The following is a 15,070-nucleotide window of genomic DNA, read 5'->3' as shown; positions in this document are numbered from 1 at the left end:
TCTACCTTTTTAATGCGTCGATTAATTGCTTATAACTTAAGCCAGAAAGGTGTGATGGCTGATCAAGCAGATTTTCTATTAGCTGCTTGCTTGCATCAGGTTTTCCTTGGTGAGTTAAAAATAAACTCTCAAGGTATTTAGCGGTAAAACTATTGGGATCTAGGCGCTGGGCAATCGTAAGTAGTCGCTTGGCTTCTTCAAATTGCTGCTCATAAAATGCCACCAGTGCCAAACCTGCATGGCTTTCACCAAAATTACGATTAAGCTCCAGTGATGCACTAAATGACGCTTTTGCTTGTGCATAATCATTTGCAACAAGTTCACACCATGCTCTAACATGCCACGTACCAATGTGATTTGGCATCAACTTAGTTGCATTTATAACACAATTGTAGGCTGAGTCACGGTCTCCCAACGCAAAGAGCGCTTGCGCAAGTACAGACCACATACGGCCGCTGTTAGCAAATTCTGAGACACCAATACTGGCTGTATCTGCAGCTTGTTTAAGCGTTTGATTGTATGTATAGATAGATGCCAATGCTAACAAGCCATCGTGGTGTTTGGGGGCAATTGACAACAGTAATTTTGCATACTTTTCGCTGTCGCTTATTTGCAACAAATCAAAGTTTAGCATTGCGAGCAAACCCAATAGCTCTGTATTTTGGTTTGCACTGTCGCCCAATTGATGACGAATTTGCTCAGCAAGCGCTAGTGCATTTTGTAAGTCACCAAGGTGATACTTAACTTTTGAATGAAGCAATAACAACTGTGCGGAAGAGTACTGGCCAATGTTTTCAACGTAATCAGAAATTACTCTATCAGCATCAGCAAATTGGTTCTGTAAAAACAAACAAAGCGCAATGCTATATGGTTTTGTTTCACTTTGGTCGTCAGGCAGTTTAGCGAATTCATTGGCACCGTCGCCAATATTACCGAGTTCGACTAAGGCTCGTCCATACTGCCAAATAATGAGTGGTTGTTGGGAAACAGCCTCGCTAAGCCCATGATAAAACTGGGTCAGTTGCTCAATATTTTTTTGTTTACCGTACTCGGTGATAATGTCGATACATAGGTTAGCGTTTGTTGGGTCTTGATTCCAAAACTGCAATAAACGCTCTATTTTTGATGCACTTTCCATTGCTTAATCCCTAAAAACTGCTTGCAGTACGTCTGCAAATCAGGCATTCCATGACGGTTTGCTACAACATCAAATCGTGTTAGATTCGATAACAATGTATGAAAGTATATACATATTTAAATTTTTTAAAACACCCAATGTGTTACCTATTGGATACAGTCTGCAGATGAAATTTGGTGCTAACAATAAGATTTTAAACGATTTATTGGTCTTTTTATAAAGAATGAGAGATTTTTGGCGATGAGCGGTATTTTGTCGTCAGTATTTTTTATGTTGTTGTTTAGTCGTTATTTTTTATGGATGTTTTTTTTCGTAGTATATCAAAAAAATATTTTAATACTTTTTTGGCATAGATTTTATGTTTTTCCATTTTATTTGTTATAAATAATACTTATGTCTTTATTAATCAAAGGATTTTCGAAACAAAATTTGGTGCATGTAGATGACATTGCATGCATGGTTAAGCGTGTACCCAAGTCGCATTTAGTTGGATTAACCGCCATTGTGTATGATCCTGGTTATATGTATCAGCGCAGCTATGTTGAATATAAACCGATTAATTATCGTGCGGAGGGCTTATATTCTAAAAGCCCACTTGATCATGTGCTCATTCATAAATTTACCAGCCAAAAAGAATTACATCACATTTTGTTACATGAGATTGGGCATCATGTTTTTACTAATGTTTTAAGTCCATCACTACGTAAGCAATGGGTGACGCAAATTTATCCAAACATTGAAAAACCGTCTGAGTATGCAAAAAAGAATGCGTCTGAAGGTTTTAGCGAATGCTATGCGTTTAAAACTAAAGAGGTGCAATCACTACTAGGATTGCTGTAATTCCATCGTCAGTTATTTGTAGATATGGTCATTCGGATTAAAGTAGTTAAAAAACCTCACGCTTTAATATAGACTCTACTGGTTTGACGAGTAAGCACACAATAAAATAAAGGGAGTTTGTGTTTTGCAAGAACAAGAGTACATCGCAAAAATAACGGCATTAATGACCGATGGTCAATTAGCGGCGGCGAAAGCGCTAATTGAAGACGCGTTTAACGTGTTTCCGGCAAGTGGCTTTATTTGTTTTTTGAAAGCCGCTATTTATGCCCAAGAACAACATTATGATCTTGCTAAAAAGGCATATAGCGAGAGCATAAGTTTAAGTCCAGATTTATATATTGCTCGTTTTCAACTCGGTTTATTACAGGCAACTTTAGAAGAATACGACGATGCTGTGCAAAGTTTACATCCCTTGTTAAATACAGAACATGAATATTTACCCTTATTTGCTAATGCGCTTATTTGTATTTTTCAAGGTGACAATAGTAACGCGATTATTTCGATTGAAGAAGGTATTCAGCGAAATACCGACAACCCTAATTTAAATAAAGACATGCGCGAAATGCTCGACAGAATAAATGGTGCAAGTGCAGAGCAACAAGCTAATGCCGATACAATAAGCGACGACAGCGCCCATGCTGACGAGATTAATGATGGTGCAACTGCCGAACAAGATAAATCTCATTTACTCGATATCTATGATGTAAAGCACTAAGATATGATTGACCCCACCAAGTTAAACAATCAGGTAGCGCAAAAAACGGTCAATAAGGCCAAAAAAAAACAAACGAGTAAAGTAAATAAAACGCAATCTACGGTTAAAAACACGCAAACTCCCAATAAACTTGTAGACCGTATTTTAGCAAGTATTGATACGCACAAAGACATGAGTGACGAAGCTAAGCGCAAGCAATATATAGTAAAAACACTTGAATCGATATTGGGTGAAAAGGCATCAGGCACCCCTGCGTTTAAACAATTAATGGCTAAGATTGAGTTTGCGTTGAGTGTTGGGCGGTGAGTATTATCAGAATAATTCCATATAGCAAGGAGCTTATCTAGCTACAATTATCTCCATATACACATAAAGTGCCATTAATCACTTTTCCTCAGAGAACACGCATAAGAACCGAAATAAAAATACATCTTTATAACGTTTTGAGGCGGTCATTTGAAGTTTACCTAAACCAATTATATTGGACCATATGTCAAATATAACTGTCTCTAGATCAAACACGTTTTCAATTGATTCTGGGGCATCAACCTTAAGTTCCAACATAGATTTAAAACTATTTGATATGTCTGTGGAGTAGAGTTCGAACCCTTCACCCTCGCTCTCTGCAACAAACATATCGAAAACGTTTCTGGAGCTCATTACGCACTTTGACACAAACTTTTCTGCCAAATCTTTAGTGCCTCTTTACGTGACATCTGTAACTCTTTTACTTCTCAATACTGAAGTAATATTACCAAAAATTGTATTTACAGTACTAAAAATTGAAGTCCCGGTAGTCAGCGCTATTCGATTATGAGCTTCCTCAAACTTAAACCTCAGATCGGATTTGAAAAGTCGATTGTTGCCACCTTGGATATCATGTAACTCATTATCATGCTCAAGACGTCTGATATTGGCAATAGTTTTGGCATAAAATTCCGGGTTCTGAAGCAGTTTAGTCATACCCGACTGACTTATCTAAAATTGCGAAACAGACGGTGTCACGCGAATCACTTCAACTTGGTTACCATTTGAATCTGTCACAAACCGACAGTTATCTGTCTCACTTCCTGAAACATTATCACCGCTTGAGGAGCCAATAGCAGTTTTACGTTTGATAGCTTCATTAAACTTTTCTTCAATACTGAGTTTACTGTCAGCTATCGAAGAAAATGTTTCAACAGTCGGTTTACGAATAGATGCATTTCTTTTTATCTAAAAATATCCAGATATTCAGTATTTTCACTTCTAAGCAATGTAATCCTCTCTAGTTCTTCTTCAGTTAAAAAAGGGCCTTTAGAAAGTTGAATAAGCTTCCCTTCTTCAGAGTTATCAATAACCTCTTCATTTCTTAAACTGGATAGCTGAAGCTTACTAAAGTACTTATTAGAAAAATAATTCAGCCAATGGAAATCATTGACAATTCCCTTACTCAGCGACCCTTCATAACGATTAATATTCAGGCTATGAATAGGATGAGTAAGATTCAATTCCTGAATTTTACTCAAACCCTCAATCACTCTTGGAAAGTGGTCAAGAATATACAATGCAGCGCTGCCATACATTGGTGAATATTTCTCACATAAGTCTCTAAAAAACGTCTCTATTTCCGAAATTTTACTGACATCTGAAATTAAAAAACTAATATAGGATTTAAAACCTGAGTTGTTATAAGCACTGGTATATATGGTCATGGTATCTTGGTTATCACATTCATACTTTTCATCTTCAAGAAAGATTGCAGTCCGCAATATGTCTTCGGAAAATAATTTATTGATTTTATTAACCGCAGTTTTACTGCTCACTTTACCTCGGGTTGCTTTTCCCAGTTTATTGAATGCGGTCACCCTGCAAAGCACTTCATCCTCATAAAGCCCATAATCGATAGCCATTTGCCTTAAAGTAAATGGTTCTATTTTTGTGTACACATCAATATCAAAAAAAAGGTCAACACTTAATAATTTAACTAAGGTTGGATCGTTAATATCTGTCATAGTATTCAAACTCTACCCTTGCTTCTCTTCCTGTTGCTGCTCTATACAAATCACGATAGAAGTTCCTAATTTCAGTTAAGTCCTGAGTACCTCCTCTAGGTTTCAGATCGACAATAACATCATTCCTGTAATCCACCAAGTCAGGTAACCCAATAGCAAAAGGTCTATCGCCTCTTGGAACGCTTACCACAGAGCCAGCATTTGGTCCTTGGGTAAAACGAATAGCTTTTTCAACTGAAAAATCTCCTCCCTCATGCAATTGCTGTCGACCCACCCTCGCAAAGTCCAAGATATTATCCGCTTTAAAAAGAGCGTGCTTTAACCTACCTGATTGTAAAGACTTAAACCAAGCAGCTCTTGCCGCTCTTTGTGCAACACTTACTTCCTTAACACTGCCTTGCGCTAGCCCTGAACTAACTCGCCCTCTGCGCGGAGCCGCTTCCGCTGGATTTATTAAATCACCGCCAAACTGCACTAAAGCATCTGCGGCTAGTCCAAACTTACCCAGGCCACCTAAAGTAGATGAAATAGAGGACTGAGCGGCTCCTTTTGTCGCATTATTTGACCTTACGACTACCTCAGTAGGGGAAAGCTTACCTATCTCCCCTAATATTTGAATTGGACCCAAATCCTTAACAAGCTCATTCGCTTGTATTAACCCAGTAAGCGGTATAATTGTTGCGATATCACCCAGTAAAGTAGTATCACCAAGTGTGCTTAAGTCATTTGTTGTTAGGAGTTTTGCTAACTCGGGATTTTGGAATTTATTTGTTTGCCCATAGTCGAAAGCACTGATTGCTGTGGTCACTTGATCAATACTCAATGCAGTAGCAAATAGCCCAGAATCAAGCTCTTGTGCAATTAAAGAGTCAGAACTATTCCTGATAAAGTCTTGAACAAACGCTACTTCATCTTCTAAACGACTAAATGTCTGCGTATTTCCATATCGGTCAGTTAAAATGCCTCTAGCTAAAACGTTGTATAGCGGATTGTCACCAATATTATCCGCACTTCTCAACCCTTCAACTAAAGCAGCGTAGCTTTCTGGATCATTCGTAATCGCTGCACTGATTTCATTTAACTCAACACCTTCAATAATTAGCTCATCACTAAGCTGTCCAAGCTCACTATCACTTTGACCAAACTTTCTTAAAAGGGAATCTCGGAGCTCTCCATGTGGGCTAAAGCCCTCAGGGTTTTCAGGGATAAAACCTAATCTGCTATCAGCAGTTACAGCCCCTTGAACTTTGGCTTGTCGTAATTTTCCCTCTATGGCGTTGTTCCGTGAACTACGCTGTGCGGCAGAAACTATCGAATTCCCCAGCGCATTGCCAAAGGCATCAGCTACCACATTTTCAACATCAAACTTGCCTTCATTGTTTACAAGCTTTGACGTAGCATACCCTACACCAGCGCCCACGACATTATTTATAAAGTTTGGAACAAAATTATTGCTATTTGTTTCACCCGGCAAAGGCGAACCAAACGCGGCGCTTGCCGCACTGGCTGCAATATTTGCCCATCTGAAACTTGTGGCATTGCCAAAGAGCTTATTTGTGTATACTCCACTTATAGCTGAGGCAGCGCTGTTTACAGCTCTTCCAAGGGTATTTAACTTTGTTACGTAGCTAACGCTACTGCCTTTAATTACTTTTGTTGATGTCGTTAATATGTTGTCCACCTCTGTCGCTGATGTACCAACGCCAGCAGCATTTGAAATACCTTTTGAAATACCCGCAGTAAACGCGGCTACTGCGACTTGACTAAATGAGAAATTTTCTTGGGCACCCAGCGCAATTGCTACCCCTTGACTGGCTACACTTCCCGCTGCAGCTGCGGTTCCTGCACCTACTGCAGACAAACCACCTGAGGCAGTAACAAACACCCCAGCTGAGCTTGCAGTAGCGGCTCCTGCGCCAGCAGCGGCACCAGTCGCACCTGCTCCTACGCCTGTAGCTCCTGCGGCTGGCGCTAACGCCGCTCCGACGCCCGCAGTCACTATCACCGCTACCGCAACAATAATTACAGTAACTAATAAGTTACACCCTGCTTCAGCTGGTGCAGGGATGACTGGCAAATTAGGTGTCGTATCGCCAATTTGCTCATTTACATTGTAAGGTGTGAATGTATCGAAGCGGTTCTGATTGTTTACCTGTTCAGGAATAACAAGCGACTGCCCTGCAGTTAAGGCATCATTTGCATCACCTGATGAAGACAAACCATTTGCGTCGGCAATAATGTACCAAAAATCAGCATTGCCGTAATATTGAATAGCAATACTGCGTAAGCTTTCGCCCTGCCGGACTGCATGCGAACGACTAGACGAAGCACTAGGCCTATCTAAGCCATTGAAGTGCGCCTTTCTAACATTAATAGCGCCATTTTCGTTTAACTCACCTAAATATTGGCCCCCAGAATATAAATAATGACTCGTTGTAGGCGCTTTCTCACCTGGCGTATGCAATGAATTGGTTTCGTCAATTTCAAACCCTATTGACTTTGCTTTTGTTACTGCTTCAACTGTCTGCCCTGTTTCGAGGTCGATATATTCTGGCGTATAAAAAGCTTTGGTATGGCTTTCATCTTGTTTTCCCGTTGATTTACGAAGTAACAATCCATCGGCAGAGTTGGTAAAGTAGCGCCCATTGATATTTTCTACGTCGCCACCTATTTTAAGTGTTTCTTCCACCACTGTGCGGTTGCCATTCGCATCATAAAATGAACGTGTTGTAGCGCTTGTTAACTGAACAGTTTCTTCACCTGGTCTAATAACCGCATTAGGTGTACGTTCTACTTTACCATCTACTATTTTTTCTAAATAAGACTGACGGTTTTCATAGCTATAATTATAGGTTCGTAAAAGTTTTTTTATCTCTTCGGTTGGCTCCGGTGCATTTCCATTTTCAGTTACTTCAAAATTTACTTGTTCGTAGCTTTGCGTTACTAAACGTCCACCCAAATCGTATTCATAGTTTGTTTCGTTTAATAGTAGTTTTACTTCATTTTCAACAATTATGGCTTCTTGTGAATTTGCTCGACCTCTATTAATTTCTGTCTTAACTCCGCCTTCTGTAAAGCCTTTCGTGGTGACTTTTTGCACTTTACCACTATCGCTAAAGTCAAAGGTTTGAACATTCTTTACAGAATTTAATAACCTGTCATCAACCTGTATGTCCTCTAGTGTGCTATTTGAATCGAGAAATGCGCTTCCATTGAAATAGTTTAAGGTCTTTGTTCGATAACCAATATCATTGTATTCATGACGTTGAAGATTTAACCACCCTACGTTATCCCAAGTTTGCGTATGGTCTTGACCAATAGACACTCCCTGAAACAAAGTTGTTCCAACTCGTGGGTTGAGACTATATGTTTGCTCTACAAGCGAAAGTTCCCCCCTCTCGGTATATTGCGTATAGGCTGCCTGACTATTCACGATAGCCTGCTGCGTGACCCGGTGCCTAACCGCATCGATGGGACTGCTGTTATCTCCCACATCCTCAAAGGTATACGTGTATTGCTGCCCCGCCATAGACACCGTGGTGGTATTGTCGGTATACATATACCGGGTGACGTGCCCGTCGCCCGCCGCCACGGCCGCGACGCTACCGCTCGTTACCGTGTGTAATTTATCGCTGCCGGGATGGTAACTAAAGGCCACATGACGCCCATCACTTTGGGTAATGCTCTTGAGTAAATGACTGCTACTTGACTCATAAGCATACGTGGTTTCATACTCCTTATCGTCGGCGCTATTGTCCGGCGTTAAATCTACAATGACCTTGTGCAAGCGCTGCTGTGTATCATAAGTATAGGTGTGGGCGCTGTAATTCTCGCTGCCCGTGGCCAAACGCACCTGTCGCAACAAGCCCGCACTGGCGCCTGTCGTATAATAATCAAGCAAAGTCTCTTCAATGCCCGTCGTCGTGTCAGTGGTAATGCGTGTTAACTGACTCGGCGAGCCGCTGTAATAAAAACGCTGGCCCTTATCAAATTGGTCAAGCAACGCAAGCAAGCGCCCCTGCCCACCGTTTTCATAATGACTGCGCGTTAAACTGCTGCCTTCTTGATAAACCCAAACACCGCCGGTTAAACGCAAGGTGTCGTGGGCACCTGCACCATCACTGCTCACATAGCTACCGCCGCCTTGACGCGTAAAGTGCTGAGTGGCGCCATCCGCCGTTACCCGCGTGGCCGTATCTCCGTCAATGCTAAGCGTGCTTAAAAAGCCCAAACGCCAGTTATCATCGCCGCCAAAGCCATCGTCAACATCGCCTAAACTGTTGTAGGTGCGCAAGGCACTTAAATCTGCCCCAAGCACCGATTGCCGGGCATCTTGCCCTTGCACCACCAAGTTCCCCGTCGACGCATTCACATATACCCGCTCGCCACCTTGCCCTACCGAGGCTTGCCCCATCGCGCCTTGCACGCCCAGCGCCGCCAATGAAGAATTAAATAAACCGAGTGATTGTCCTGTGATTATTGCGCCCACGTGGTGCTCCTTTACATACTAGCTATGTTCGACGCTCCGCCTTACTGCGAAACGTTGTGTATAGGAGCTATTCCACGAAATGAGATTTTTTTTAGCTTTTTTTTGAAATTTTTTGAATTTATATGTAAATATATGTTTTTATTGGTTAAATAAATTAAGAAAAAATCTATAAATATCGGCCCATAATAGTAATTTACGCGATGAAGTATAAATATTGAGATTTACTGACTAAATTTATGTAATCGAATTGAGTTACTCGTAATCACGTGTAAAACACAGGGTGGAAAATATAAAAGCTCATTACGTCAGGGTATAGTGATATACGTGTTGAAGATTATCGAGTAAGAGTCATTCAAGCCAGCGGTAAGATTGGCGGTTACATGTGGGGAAATACTCGAAAGTCAGCTATTATTGGCTGGGAAGCGTCTAAACCAGAAAGGTAAGCTGCACTTACTAAAAACTTCCATCCTTATTGTTTATATTGTTGTCTGGTCTTAAAAAACCTTTCCAAATAGCTTTTATCAATGTGAAACACTGTTGCTGCTTGAGAACCACTATTCAAAACTTTCTTGATGGATGAACCATCCTTGTTTACCTTATAAATATCATAAAACCCATAAACGTTTTGTGATGAAAAAAAGACCTTAGCACCGTCAGTAGACCAAGCGGGATCCCACTCTTCTACGCGATTTCTAGTTAGGCGCTTGTGGTTGGAGCCATCGATGTTCATAACGTACACTTCTTGATTTCCATCTCTATTTGAAAGGTAAGCGATTTGTAAGCCATCTGGTGAGATTTTTGGCGACATATTATTCGACTCATCATCAGTCAGTTGAATTACATTGCTACCATCGATATTAGCAATGCTAATTTGACTAGGGCTGGCTTTAGATTGGAAGAGTATTCTTCCGTCTTGCATAAATTCAGCTGCGCGCCCTTGAAGTGATCGAATTTGGCGTTGCTCAGTGCCATCTGCATTCATAAGCCAAATTTCTTCTCGCCAACCTTCGTTAACGTCTTCGTACTCTCTTGCAAATATGATAGTTTTTCCATCTGTAGACCAAGCTGGGGCGCTATCCCAAACATTTTTTACATTGGTCAAGCGACGTATATTGCTTCCATCTATATCAGCGGTGTGGATTGACCAAGTTCTGCGTTTGTCATATTTACTATAAAAAGCAATTTGCTTTCCTGTGGGAGAAACAGCAGGATAGCCGATAGTATTGCTCACAGGAGCATCAACAACTTTTACGCGTATCTTCCCTTCTTCATCACTCAAATAAATTGCTTTGTTACCTTCATCTTTATGCCCGTATATAATGGATAAAGGTAGAGAAGAAGCTGTTTTATTGGTTTGACAGCCAACAGCTAAACCAAGAATAAAGATAGAAAGCAGTAAAGATTTTATTCCCGTATATTTTTTAATTGGCATTGAGCGCGGTCCTTATCGCCAGTAGAGTGTTAGGGAATAATAAGGAAATCAAAGCGGAAAACATGACGTTTTTCTGATTTTTTGTTGATTTTTAGCTCATCATATTTACCAAGTAGTATTGAGAGCATAGGTTTTTAGACAACAGAGTAGTATTATGGAGTGGCGTCGAAAAATAAATGATGCCCTAGAAAAACAAGCACACAATTTTAAGTAAACTAAACCTTTGAATCAAGATGCTCTGTACCAGAGTCTGTCGTTCTAGTCTGAATACATGAGGATCCACTGAGTACGTAAAGAGGCCCTTAGACAGATAAAAGGTGGCACTTTATTATTGTTAGCTGCTCGTTTTAGTCATTGCACTCTTGAGAAAAGGAACGAAAACCTCTCCATTCTACTAGGTAAAACCAGAAATCAGTACTTTTGTTTCGCTGCCCCCCTGATTCAGAAGCAAACTAAGCTGATGTTTGAATTCACAGACTAACAGTCAGGTTATTTTACAGTCTAGTAGTACGATGAAACGTTGAACTCTAAAATACAACTTAAATCAAAGGGTTAAAAGTTCGGTATGGTTTCTGCTTGCGTGCAAGATTGATAAAAGGGCTTCACCAAAAACATCTGTAATCGATATTAGGAACCTACAAATGAAAAAAATAATAATTTTTTTACTATGTTGTTTACCCTCCTTTGCTAAAGCCGTTTTAATTGAAGTGGAACTGGTAAGGCAGTCGATAGGAGTTGGCGTTACGGCCGGTACTTCGGTAGACTTCTTTTTGACAACATCAATTACAGACAGTGGGGGCAATGCATTTAGCTCTGCGACTGACGCCACAATCACCATTTTTTCAGGCAGTGTTATTCCGTCTAACCCATTGGATTTGTCTAGCCCATTGGATTTTGTCACCCTTTCTTCTAGTGGAAATGTATTAGGGACTGTGTTCCGCACTAATGCAGACCTTGACCCTACAAGCCCACTATTGGACTCAGGCGATACCTCTTTTCAAACGATTGTTATCCCTAAAGACATAGTTAATTCTTTGCTGTTAAGCCAATTGCCGCACTTTAGACTCACCTTTTCTGATCCACTTACGTTTTCGGGATTCGCTCGTTTGCAAATAGGCGGAAGCTACTTTTATGACGACGGCACGGTTGCGGTCAATGCGCCTGGTTCACATGCCATAATGTTAGTCGGTCTGTTTTGTTTGGCTTTGGGGCGAACATACACAAAGCTGAAAGCTTAGACTTGGAGATAGGCCCTTACCCTTTTTCTATTTGATGAGAAAGTGGACTATCTCCCATCCTGCACCACAATAAGTCTGACCTAATTCTTTAAATGTCTGCTACTTGTTGTAAAGAAGACTATGGATTCAAACCGTAGGTCCGACCGTAACTAGTCCATTTCAACCAGTCGCCCCCTACAAAGCATTAATACATGAGACGGTATGAGACTTGAACTTAAAATGACTAATATTTCAATGCGTTATGAGAAAATCAATTAAATAAGAAATGGTGCCCGGGGCCGGACTTGAACCGGCACGTCATTACTGACGAGGGATTTTAAATCCCTTGTGTCTACCAATTTCACCACCCGGGCAACGGGTGCTTGCTTTCGCAAGAGATGTGGAGGCGCCGACCGGATTCGAACCGGAATGGTACGGATTTGCAATCCGCTGCATAGCCATTCTGCCACAGCGCCAATTTGACTACACTTCAAACAAATTGGAGCGGGAAACGAGACTCGAACTCGCGACCCCAACCTTGGCAAGGTTGTGCTCTACCAACTGAGCTATTCCCGCATTTAATTTGTTTAAAATTATCGATTTATATGGTTTCGACAAACCAAATTTACTTTCTTTAGAACTCGCTATTACAGTGTAAAAGCTTTGCCCCTCTGAAATGTGGCGTGAATTCTACCGACATTCACAAAACTGTCAACAACAAATCTTAGCAAAATGAATCGTTCATACAAAAATTGAGCAACATGTCCAAATTTGTTGCGTTTACAGAATCTTATTTAAACGTTTTAAGGGTTTTCCACGCTGCAGCAGAATAAATAAGCATGGACCAAACAGACAATATTGCTGCAATCCACAACAATACTTTGCCTAAAAACACCCAATATATAGGAAAACCCATAAAGCTATCTAAACCGGACAATAAACCAATGAGAGCCAACATTTGCGTCATCGTTTTGGCTTTGCCTATAAAGTTTACTTTAACATCGCCTGAACGACCTTGTTGGCTCATAAGTTCGCGCAAGGCAGAAACATATATTTCACGCATCAAAATTATGATTGCAGGAATAGCAATCATGGCACTTGAATACATATGCGTTACCATTAAGAGCGCCGCTGCCACAATAAGCTTATCAGCAACGGGATCTAAGAAGGCACCAAATGCACTTGTTTGTTTAAGCTTTCTTGCTAGATAACCATCAAACCAATCAGTAATAGCCGCAAACCAAAAAATGAATGCACTAAGTTCATTCGCCCACTCCCACTCAAGGAAATAAACGCTAACAAAAACAGGGATTAATGCGACCCTAAAAAATGTAACTACGTTTGGTACTGTCCAAATCATACTTCAGCAATCAAATAAAATAACAAAATGCATGATAGCAAATTTAGATGCTCACGCATGTAAATAATCATAGATAGTTTCGGCTAATTCAGCACTTATACCTGGAATCTTAGCAATTTCGTCTCTACTTGCTTTTTTAAGTCCATGTAAACCGCCCGTATGTTTTAGCAGCGCTTGACGCCTTTTTGCGCCAACGCCTGGGATCCCTTGCAGCGGCGATGTCGTTTTCACTTTTTGTCGTCTATTTCGGTGTCCACTGATAGCAAAACGATGTGACTCATCGCGAATATGCTGCACTAAGTGTAAACCTGGTTGGTCAGATTGCACCGGTATTGTGGTATGCGAATATGCCATTATGAGTGTTTCTAAGCCGGGCTTTCTAGAAGTGCCTTTTGCAACGCCCACAATCATTGGTTTGTAGTCGTCAGGCCAATCTTGAAAATGTTTTTCTGCTTGAGTAAGCTGCCCTTTCCCACCGTCAATTAACAAGAGATCGGGTACTCGCGCATCTTCGTTTGGCTTTTTGTATCTGCGCCTAAGAGCTTGTGCCATTGCAGCATAGTCGTCGCCCGGTGTAATACCGTCAATGTTAAAGGTACGATAATCAGATTTCTTCGGTCCATTTCTATCAAATACAACACAAGACGCCACCGTTTGCTCGCCTGACGTATGCGAAATATCAAAACACTCCATACGTTTTAGTGGTGAGTCGACGTCGAGTAACTGCTCTAAATCCATAAACCGTTTAAACAACGACATCTGCTGGTTTTGTTGTGTTTCTAGCGCATTTTGGGCATTTTTGTTTGCAAGTGCTAAATATTTGCGTTTTTCGTCTCGTACACCTTCAAAAAAATGTACTTTTTTTCCCGCTTCTTCTGAAAGCACGGATTGTACATCTTCTATTTCTTCAATCTTAAATGGCAGTACGACTTGTTTAGGAATTGTCTTGTTTCCCGCGAGGTAAAACTGCAGTAAAAAAGATTGTAAAATCTCATGGTCGTCAGAGTTTTTAGGTATTTTGGGAAAAAAAGCTTTACTGCCCAAAATTTGGTTATCTCGAATAAAAATACCATAAATACTGGCAATACCATTTTTGTGAGAAAAACCGAATACGTCTAATTGTTCTTGAGTACTCGTAATAATTTGGCTTTCTTGCACTTTTCTTAGCGCGCTTATTTGATCTCTATATTTAGCCGCAGTTTCAAAATTGAGGGTCTCACTTGCTTTTTCCATTTTTTCAATCAGCGAATGAATGACTTCTGAGTTTTTTCCTTTTAAAAACATGCCTGCAAGCTTAACTTGTTCGTCGTATTCAAGGTCACTTACATACCCCTCAACACAAGGTGCTGAACAACGTTGCATTTGATACTGTAGACATGGACGCGAACGATTTTTATAATAATTATCTTCACATTGGCGTATTGGAAACAGTTTTTGTAAGGTTCTAAGGCTCTCTCTTACTGACCAAGCACTCGGGTAAGGCCCAAAATATTGCCCCTTGACCTTCTTATTGCCTCGGTGGACGCTCAAACGAGGATGTTTATGTTCGCTTATTAGGATAAATGGATATGACTTGTCGTCTTTGAGTACTACGTTAAAGCGAGGGCGATACTTTTTTATGTAATTGTTTTCAAGCAAAAAGGCTTCTGTTTCGCTACTCACTAGTACAACATCAATACTGTGTATATTCGATACAAGCGCTTGTGTTTTTTTACTATCTACTTGTGCTCTAAAGTAGCTTGACAGTCTTTTTTTAAGATTTTTTGCTTTCCCAACATAAATAACGTCGTTATGCAGATTATACATCCTGTATACACCTGGGGATGAGGACACACTTTTTAAAAAATGTTGGTGGTCAAATTCATCCTTGGCATCTTCTGTCATC

11 protein-coding genes and 3 tRNA genes are annotated in these 15,070 nt (G+C 40.6%); 4 read left to right on the top strand and 10 right to left on the bottom strand.

Features of this window, described 5'->3' with window-relative positions; genetic code table 11:
- Position 1 precedes the first annotated feature (1 nt).
- Entirely contained in the window at positions 2 to 1,138 is a 1,137-nt protein-coding gene (locus QQK00_RS04630; protein ID WP_284216302.1) for a tetratricopeptide repeat protein, read from the bottom strand.
- A gap of 393 nt (positions 1,139 to 1,531) precedes the next feature.
- Between QQK00_RS04630 and QQK00_RS04625 the strand changes: the two genes are divergently transcribed.
- From QQK00_RS04625 to QQK00_RS04615, 3 genes are all read left to right on the top strand, one after another.
- Complete coding sequence (locus QQK00_RS04625; protein WP_284216301.1) at positions 1,532 to 1,978, top strand: hypothetical protein; 447 nt, start codon at positions 1,532 to 1,534, stop codon at positions 1,976 to 1,978.
- Between the two features lie 124 nt (positions 1,979 to 2,102).
- Positions 2,103 to 2,693, top strand: coding sequence for a tetratricopeptide repeat protein (locus tag QQK00_RS04620; RefSeq protein WP_284216300.1), 591 nt, complete (start codon positions 2,103 to 2,105; stop codon positions 2,691 to 2,693).
- A 3-nt stretch (positions 2,694 to 2,696) separates the two neighbouring features.
- Positions 2,697 to 2,999: a hypothetical protein gene (locus QQK00_RS04615; RefSeq protein ID WP_284216299.1), complete on the top strand. Its 303-nt coding sequence runs from the start codon at positions 2,697 to 2,699 to the stop codon at positions 2,997 to 2,999.
- Between the two features lie 78 nt (positions 3,000 to 3,077).
- On the opposite strand, the gene QQK00_RS04610 is transcribed toward QQK00_RS04615, so the two are convergent.
- The 4 genes from QQK00_RS04610 to QQK00_RS04595 all read right to left on the bottom strand — a co-directional run bounded on the left by QQK00_RS04610 (position 3,078) and on the right by QQK00_RS04595 (position 10,608).
- The gene (locus QQK00_RS04610) at positions 3,078 to 3,353 is read right to left on the bottom strand and encodes a hypothetical protein (RefSeq protein WP_284216298.1); all 276 of its coding nucleotides are present in this window, start codon (positions 3,351 to 3,353) and stop codon (positions 3,078 to 3,080) included.
- 551 nt (positions 3,354 to 3,904) lie between these two features.
- Positions 3,905 to 4,687, bottom strand: coding sequence for a hypothetical protein (locus tag QQK00_RS04605; protein ID WP_284216297.1), 783 nt, complete (start codon positions 4,685 to 4,687; stop codon positions 3,905 to 3,907).
- Complete coding sequence (locus QQK00_RS04600; RefSeq protein ID WP_284216296.1) at positions 4,674 to 9,176, bottom strand: LysM peptidoglycan-binding domain-containing protein; 4,503 nt, start codon at positions 9,174 to 9,176, stop codon at positions 4,674 to 4,676. Before QQK00_RS04600 ends, QQK00_RS04605 begins: the two co-directional genes overlap by 14 nt.
- A gap of 469 nt (positions 9,177 to 9,645) precedes the next feature.
- Positions 9,646 to 10,608 carry a TolB family protein gene (locus QQK00_RS04595; protein ID WP_284216295.1) on the bottom strand — a complete coding sequence of 321 codons (963 nt, stop codon included), beginning with the start codon at positions 10,606 to 10,608 and terminating at the stop codon, positions 9,646 to 9,648.
- 641 nt (positions 10,609 to 11,249) lie between these two features.
- Here QQK00_RS04595 and QQK00_RS04590 point away from each other — a divergent pair.
- A complete protein-coding gene (locus QQK00_RS04590; RefSeq protein WP_284216294.1) occupies positions 11,250 to 11,846 on the top strand; it encodes a hypothetical protein in 597 nt (198 codons plus the stop codon).
- A 266-nt stretch (positions 11,847 to 12,112) separates the two neighbouring features.
- Here the strand turns inward: QQK00_RS04590 and QQK00_RS04585 are convergent.
- The 5 genes from QQK00_RS04585 to uvrC all read right to left on the bottom strand — a co-directional run bounded on the left by QQK00_RS04585 (position 12,113) and on the right by uvrC (position 15,069).
- Positions 12,113 to 12,199 (bottom strand) — tRNA-Leu (locus QQK00_RS04585).
- A 27-nt stretch (positions 12,200 to 12,226) separates the two neighbouring features.
- Positions 12,227 to 12,301 (bottom strand) — tRNA-Cys (locus QQK00_RS04580).
- Between the two features lie 24 nt (positions 12,302 to 12,325).
- Positions 12,326 to 12,401 (bottom strand) — tRNA-Gly (locus QQK00_RS04575).
- Between the two features lie 214 nt (positions 12,402 to 12,615).
- Positions 12,616 to 13,182 (bottom strand): CDP-diacylglycerol--glycerol-3-phosphate 3-phosphatidyltransferase, encoded by a 567-nt coding sequence (gene pgsA / locus QQK00_RS04570; RefSeq protein WP_284217566.1) that lies wholly within the window; start codon positions 13,180 to 13,182, stop codon positions 12,616 to 12,618.
- A gap of 54 nt (positions 13,183 to 13,236) precedes the next feature.
- Positions 13,237 to 15,069 (bottom strand): excinuclease ABC subunit UvrC, encoded by a 1,833-nt coding sequence (gene uvrC, locus QQK00_RS04565; RefSeq protein WP_284216293.1) that lies wholly within the window; start codon positions 15,067 to 15,069, stop codon positions 13,237 to 13,239.
- Position 15,070: the final 1 nt, after the last annotated feature.

Source organism: Agaribacter marinus (assembly GCF_030160655.1).
GTDB lineage: Bacteria > Pseudomonadota > Gammaproteobacteria > Enterobacterales > Alteromonadaceae > Glaciecola > Glaciecola marina.
The sequence above is the reverse complement of the archived record's forward strand: the minus strand, read 5'-3'. Positions and strand labels throughout refer to the sequence as shown.

Excerpts from the sequence above, each read along its gene's own strand:
- QQK00_RS04625 (WP_284216301.1), top strand. The coding sequence starts at position 1,532 with ATGTCTTTATTAATCAAAGGATTTTCGAAACAAAATTTGGTGCATGTA.
- QQK00_RS04605 (WP_284216297.1), bottom strand. The coding sequence starts at position 4,687 with ATGACAGATATTAACGATCCAACCTTAGTTAAATTATTAAGTGTTGAC.
- QQK00_RS04615 (WP_284216299.1), top strand. The coding sequence starts at position 2,697 with ATGATTGACCCCACCAAGTTAAACAATCAGGTAGCGCAAAAAACGGTC.
- uvrC (WP_284216293.1), bottom strand. The coding sequence starts at position 15,069 with ATGACAGAAGATGCCAAGGATGAATTTGACCACCAACATTTTTTAAAA.
- QQK00_RS04630 (WP_284216302.1), bottom strand. The coding sequence starts at position 1,138 with ATGGAAAGTGCATCAAAAATAGAGCGTTTATTGCAGTTTTGGAATCAA.
- QQK00_RS04610 (WP_284216298.1), bottom strand. The coding sequence starts at position 3,353 with ATGAGCTCCAGAAACGTTTTCGATATGTTTGTTGCAGAGAGCGAGGGT.
- QQK00_RS04595 (WP_284216295.1), bottom strand. The coding sequence starts at position 10,608 with ATGCCAATTAAAAAATATACGGGAATAAAATCTTTACTGCTTTCTATC.
- QQK00_RS04590 (WP_284216294.1), top strand. The coding sequence starts at position 11,250 with ATGAAAAAAATAATAATTTTTTTACTATGTTGTTTACCCTCCTTTGCT.